Origin of the sequence: Desulfobotulus sp. (assembly GCF_034006065.1) — a bacterium.
In the GTDB taxonomy this organism is placed as follows: domain Bacteria; phylum Desulfobacterota; class Desulfobacteria; order Desulfobacterales; family ASO4-4; genus Desulfobotulus.
The window spans coordinates 1-6,280 of the sequence record NZ_JAVETM010000086.1; the positions used below are offsets into that span (position 1 = coordinate 1).

Genomic DNA, 6,280 nt, shown 5'->3' on the forward strand with positions numbered 1-6,280 from the left:
CAGCAGGCTTTATACCATTTCAAAGATGCCCGCAGCACCCATACCGCCACCGATGCACATGGAAACGATACCGTACTTACCGCCGGTCCGCTGCAGGTGGGAGATCATGGTAGCGGTCAGCTTGGCGCCGGTGCATCCCAGGGGATGACCCAGAGCGATGGCACCACCACCTACGTTGACCTTGTCCATCATGGGGGTGCCCCAGAGGCCAAGGTGCTTGCAGCAGTAAATAGCCTGAGAAGCAAAGGCTTCGTTGATTTCGAAGATATCAATATCTTCAAGTTTCAGACCCACCTGAGCAAGGGCCTTGGGAATGGCGTAGATGGGACCAACACCCATTTCTTCGGACTTGCAGCCAGCCACAGCATAAGCGATCATCTTGGCAATGGGCTTCAGGCCAAGGCGATCACAGGCTTCCTTGGATGCGATCAGAGTAGCGGCCGCACCGTCGGTGGTCTGGGAGGAGTTGGCAGCGGTCACGGAACCACCGAACTTGAAGGGAGAGCTGAGGCGGCCAATGCCTTCGGCAGTGGTGCCTTCGCGTACACCATCATCTTCGGTGACCATCTTGGTTTCGATCTTGTAGCTTCCGTCTGCCTGGGGAACATAGTAGGTGGCAGGCGTAGGAACGATTTCCTTGAACAAACCGGCCTTCTGGGCAGCAGCCGCCTTGGCGTGGGTCTTAGCTGCAAACTCGTCCATTTCCTGACGAGTGATGCCATAGGATGCAGCCACGTTCTCTGCGGTCACACCCATGGAGATGTAGGCTTCGGGGTTGGTCTTGGCAAATTCAGGGTGAGGACGGGGAGAGTAACCACCCATGGGAACATAGGTCATGGACTCGATACCACCACCCATGGTCATTTCGGACCAGCCAGCCTTAACACGCAGAGAGGCCAGAGCAATGGCTTCCAGACCGGAGGAGCAGAAACGGTTTACGGTAGCACCGGAAACCTCGTTGGGGAACCCTGCCATACGGGCGGCAATGCGGCCGATGTTGATGCCCTGCTCCCCTTCGGGGAAGGAGCAACCGATCATGCAGTCGTCAATTTCTTTGGGGTCCACACCCACTCTTTCCACACAGGACTTCATCACGTGGGAAAGCAGGTTTTCAGGACGGGTCTCACGGAAAGCACCCCGACGGTTCTTGCAGCCAGGAGTCCGCACGGACGAAACGATATATGCATCTCTCATTGTATTCCTCCTTGAGAAGAAATCTTAGCAAATATAGATCAACGGTTCTTCAGCCAGAAAACCCTTGTGACCTGAACGAAAACACCCTTGAATCCAGCAAGGCGTTTCCGTTCAGCCTTTTTTAGTTACGAAGGGGCTTGCCGGTTTTCAGCATGTGGTCGATACGGGCGATGGTCTTTTCTTCCTTGCAGAAATCAACGAAGGCTTCACGCTCCAGGCGGAGAATGCTCTCTTCGGAAACTTCCGTACCCACTCTCACGTTACCGCCGGAGATAACAAAGGCGATGCGCTTGGCAAGGAAGGCGTCGTATTCGCTGAGGAAGCCGCCATTCTGCATGTTGTAAAGCTCAGCAGTTACCATGCCCTGGCCTTCAACACCCACAACACGGACCTTCTTCTGCTGGGGAGCCTTGTAGCCGGAGGAAACCATGGTCAGAACTTCTTTTTTGGCTTCACCAATGAGAAGATCGCGGTTCATTACAATGCGGTCTTTCCAGGGGTGCATGTGGCCATTGGCTACGGCACCGTCGGCGCTCATGGACACCTTGGCCATGGCAATGGCCATGAAGGTGCTGATGAAGAATTTGGTCAGATCCACTTCCTTGGCGGTACCGCCGGGGAGGGAATCAATCATCTTCTTGTACAGGTTGAGGCAGCCGCCGCCTGCGGGAAGCAGACCAACGCCGATTTCAACGAGACCCATGTAGAGGTCGGCATGGGCAACGATCTTGTCTGCGCTGAGGCAGGTTTCACAGCCACCGCCCAGGGTCATGCCGTAAGGAGCAGCAACCACGGGGAACTTGGCATAGGTGGCCCGCTGCAGACCGGCATGGGCCATGGCAAGGAAGCTTTCGATTTCGCTGTAAGCCTTGTCGTGAGCCAGCTTGGAAACAAAGGAAAGGTCAGCACCGGCAGAGAACGCGCCGGGCATACCGCCTGCCTGGTTGCCGATGACCACACCCACACCGTTGGCATCCACATAATCCATGGAGGTGCCCATGAATTCGATGATTTCCTTGTTCAGGGCATTCATCTTGGTGTGGAATTCCACGCAGAATACGCCATCGCCGATATCAATCAGGCTGGCAGATGCGCAGGTCTTGACCACCTTGTTGTCCGCTTTGATGGCGGCCAGGCTGAGGGCTGCCTCATTGGCAGGAACGGCCTTGTAGGTGGCGGAAGCGAAATCATAGTAGAAGAGCTTGCCGGATTCCATTTTGTAGAAGGTTTCATTGCCCTTGGCGAGCATTTCTTCCACTTTGGGGGATACGGGCAGGCCTTCAGCCTTCATGCGCTCTACGGACTTCTTCACGCCAATGGCATCCCATGCTTCAAAGGGACCCAGTTCCCAGCCATAGCCCCACTTCATGGCGTTGTCGATCTCAACCAGGCTGTCGGCGATTTCGGGAATGCGGTTGGCGCAGTAGGTCAGCTGAAGAGCGGTGCAGCTCCATACGAATTTGGCACCCTTGTCATCGCCCCATACTACAGAGGCAACTTTCTCGGTCAGCTTGTCCTTGCCCTTGGCAGCTGCAAGGCAGGCGAACTCGGGCTTGGCGATATCAATGTATTCACCCGTGGCAGGATCAATCTGCTGCTTGAAACGCTTGCCTTCGGGAGTTTTGCCGCTCTTGTAGAAACCCTGCTTGGTTTTGTTGCCAAGCTTGCCGGAAGCCACCATGTCTTTGACATATTTGGGGACTTCAACGGTGTTGCGCATTTCATCTTCAGGGCAGAGGTTGAAGGAGTTGTCCGCAACATGCACCATGGTGTCCATACCGACCAGATCAGCGGTACCGAAGATGGCGCTCTTGGGGCGACCCATGGCCGGTCCGAAGAGGGCGTCCGCTTCCGCGATGGTGATGCCCTGCTCCACAACCTTCTGCATAACAACGCCGATACCCTGGATACCGATGCGGTTACCGATGAAGTTGGGGGTATCCTTGGCCCATACAATGCCTTTGCCCAGGTTCACTTCGCCGAACTTGGCCATGAAGTCGAGAACTTCCTGGCTGGTCTCCTCGCCGGGAATCAGCTCCAGGAGGTGCATGTAGCGTACGGGGTTGAAGAAGTGGGTACCCAGGAAGTTTTTCTTGAACTCTGCGGAACGGCCTTCGGAGATTTTGGCAAGGGGAATACCGGAGGTGTTGGAGGAGATGATAGCGCCGGGCTTCATCACTTTTTCAACACGGGTAAACAGATCCTGCTTGATCTTGAGGTTTTCCACAACCACCTCACAGATCCAGTCGCACTCACCCAGTTTGTCGAAATCATCCGTCAGGTTGCAGGTTGCAATCCGGGCGGCATCTTTTTTGGTGTAGAAAAGAGCGGGCTTGGCGTTCAGAGCGCCCTTCATGCCTGCTTCAACGATGCGGTTTCTGGCCGCAGGATCGTTCTTTTCTTCGTCTTTCAGGTCAAAGGGGACGATGTCATACAGGTACACATCAACACCTGCGGCGGCCAGAAGAGCGGCGATACCGCCTCCCATGATACCGGAACCGATAACAGCGGCCTTTCTGATTTTTCTACTCATGATTACCTCCTGGATATAATAATTTGACAAGCAAACCTTAACAAAAAAATCGACTGCCTGAATTGTGTCTCACTGCATTATCAAAAAGAATGTTTGTATGTCAAGGGTTTTTACCTTGTACAAAAACAAAGACACCGAAAGAAAATATGAAAAAAATTCAATGCCTTTTATAAAGAGAAAGCAGACTGCACAAAACAACTTTCTCATACGTCCTGAAAATTCAGGACTGAAAAACACCCAAATGATTCGTCATTCACGAAGCCATCAGGACACGGAAACACCGGAAACGGACAAAAAAAAATTCCGACACTTCAAAAATGTCAGAATCCTTTTTCCTCCCCTTCACCGACCATTTCTTCTGTTATATCATCCAGAGCTGCATCCGCCTCCATGTAGTCATCAAAAATAAAGGCCTCATATCCTGCGTCCTTTTCCGCCTCGGCCATGGCCATGAAAAGCCAGACCTGAGGATCCACAACACGGATGATCTCACTGGCCCCCATCTGTTTCAGCCGACGCTGGATATCGGTAATTTCACGGATATTGGCCAGGATGGGGTTTTCCCCTTTGGGCAGGCAAAAATCCCTCAAATCCGACAAAATGGTAAAACCCCTTTCCAGCTTTTCCGCCTCCTGCAGAATTTCCCGGGCAAACAGGAGGTACTGCTCAATGGTCATCTCCCCGTAGCGGATGTACAAACGATTTTTCGCCACATCCGCCATGACTTTATTCGGCATTCCTCACCTCGTACACCTTTGTACACCGTAATCAACATGCTCTCCCACAACGGAATTTTTCCCTACCAGCGCCCCCGCAACGGAAAAAACTCCTTTTAAAACTGTTTGTATGCTTCCAGTCATACCCTCTCTTCCAAAAAAATCAAGATGGAAATTTCCCTCCATCCGGAAAAGGGTGGGAAGAAGGGGGCTGCGCAGGAAGATCCGGGAAGAAAAAAAATCAAAACCCGAGAGCCGCTTTCCTTACACCGGTTCTCTGATCAGACCTTCAGGCATGAAGGTTACCCACCCAAGGCCCCGGATCTCCCAGTTTTTTTTTTAAAAAAATCCCTTTCATGCAGAAAAACCAAAGGGCCAGTCGGTCCTTTTTTCTAGAAAGGAATGTCATCATCCGGAGGACCAGAAGGGAAATGATCCCCGCCCCCATAGGCATTCCCCGGATGGGTGGCATTCTGAAAGCCTCCCGGTTCATGGCCGCCATGGGATGATCCATAGGAAGATGGGGGCATTCCGCCTCCCCCCCCATACCCCCCGGCCGGATGGGCCGAAGGACTCCCGCCATAAGCACCTGCTGCTGGCTGTTGCCCTTGCCCGCTCCTGGGGGAATCCAGCATCTGCAGCTCACCGGCCACAATTTCCGTCATATAGCGGGTCTGCCCATCCTTTTCGTAACTGCGAGTCTGCAGCTTCCCTTCCACATACACCTTAGATCCCTTCCGCAGGTACTGGCCGCAGATCTCCGCCAGCCTCCGGAAAGCCACAACCCGATGCCACTCCGTCTTTTCCCTTTTCTCTCCGGACTGACGATCCGTCCAGGTTTCCGAAGTGGCCATATTAAAATTACAGACCGCCGTACCATCCTGGAAATAGCGCATTTCCGGATCCGCACCCAAGTTACCGATCAAAATGACCTTATTCACACCTCGCATGGATCCTCCTTAATCGATTCTCTGAGGGTACCCCGGTCCCCATGGAAGAAACCGGTCTCCCCGCCATGGACATGCGCGCACATGCCAGGCACGCCAAAGGCTTCCGGACTTTTAAGCCTTCATTTGTACCACAAGCGCTTTTTTCCAACAAACCCAAAAAAACAACCTCCATGGAGCATCCATACCTTCTTCCTAAGCCACCCTTCGCTCGCCTGCTGCGGCAAGATAGGTCTTGGCGATGTTGGAGGTGTACACAATAACCTGAGTCATGAGATTCATCAGCTCCATGTGCACCTCATGGGTTTCCACGGACTCCAGCCTCTGGCACATGATGCGGTTTAAGTGCCGGAGCCTGTACTGCAGCTCAAGGTCCAGGTATTTGCGTTCCCGCCCCATGATCTCCGCGGCTTTGTCAAGATCCTTTTCCCGAAAAGCTTCCTTGAGAAGGCGCAGCTGGGTCAGCACCTTGGTGTGATAGATTTCCAGTTCCTCCCGGCCTTCCACGGAAAAATTCTTCACAAGCGCCCGTTTTTTTTCCAGAAGGGGGAGTACATTGCGCTCCATGAGATCCCCGATGCTTTCAAGGTCCCGCGTGATGGAAATCATGGCGTAAAGGGCCTGGGTCTGGGTGCCTGTCACAGCCTCCCGCCCCACCTGAAAAAGAAAGTTTCCGATGACCTTATCAAGAAAATCCAGCTCCTGCTCCCGGAAAGCCAGGCCTTCCACAAGGGTGAGACGCGGATACTCCCGATCCTGGAGGGGTTTTCTGCTGACAAACAGCAGGCCCGCATCCCTCACCATCACCTCCAGAAGCCCGGCCATTCGCGCAATCTCCTGCCTGGCCATTTCCATGGCCACATCCGGCGCAACAATCTTTGCATTCTGCA

At 53.4% G+C, this 6,280-nt stretch carries 5 protein-coding genes; all 5 read right to left on the reverse strand.

Features of this window, described 5'->3' with window-relative positions; translation table 11 throughout:
• Positions 1 to 9: 9 nt before the first annotated feature.
• Entirely contained in the window at positions 10 to 1,194 is a 1,185-nt protein-coding gene (locus RBR60_RS16030; protein WP_320358655.1) for a thiolase family protein, read from the reverse strand.
• Between the two features lie 121 nt (positions 1,195 to 1,315).
• Complete coding sequence (locus tag RBR60_RS16035) at positions 1,316 to 3,727, reverse strand: 3-hydroxyacyl-CoA dehydrogenase/enoyl-CoA hydratase family protein (RefSeq protein ID WP_320358657.1); 2,412 nt, start codon at positions 3,725 to 3,727, stop codon at positions 1,316 to 1,318.
• A 320-nt stretch (positions 3,728 to 4,047) separates the two neighbouring features.
• A complete protein-coding gene (locus tag RBR60_RS16040) occupies positions 4,048 to 4,464 on the reverse strand; it encodes a hypothetical protein (protein ID WP_320358660.1) in 417 nt (138 codons plus the stop codon).
• A 371-nt stretch (positions 4,465 to 4,835) separates the two neighbouring features.
• Positions 4,836 to 5,393 (reverse strand): single-stranded DNA-binding protein, encoded by a 558-nt coding sequence (locus tag RBR60_RS16045; protein ID WP_320358662.1) that lies wholly within the window; start codon positions 5,391 to 5,393, stop codon positions 4,836 to 4,838.
• Between the two features lie 192 nt (positions 5,394 to 5,585).
• Positions 5,586 to 6,280 (reverse strand): PhoU domain-containing protein (locus RBR60_RS16050; protein ID WP_320358664.1); only part of this gene is annotated, 695 nt, incomplete at its 5' end.

What these genes read in the sequence shown, in the direction of transcription:
- RBR60_RS16035 (WP_320358657.1), bottom strand. Translation starts at nt 3,727, where the DNA reads ATGAGTAGAAAAATCAGAAAGGCCGCTGTTATCGGTTCCGGTATCATG.
- RBR60_RS16030 (WP_320358655.1), bottom strand. Translation starts at nt 1,194, where the DNA reads ATGAGAGATGCATATATCGTTTCGTCCGTGCGGACTCCTGGCTGCAAG.
- RBR60_RS16045 (WP_320358662.1), bottom strand. Translation starts at nt 5,393, where the DNA reads ATGCGAGGTGTGAATAAGGTCATTTTGATCGGTAACTTGGGTGCGGAT.
- RBR60_RS16040 (WP_320358660.1), bottom strand. Translation starts at nt 4,464, where the DNA reads ATGCCGAATAAAGTCATGGCGGATGTGGCGAAAAATCGTTTGTACATC.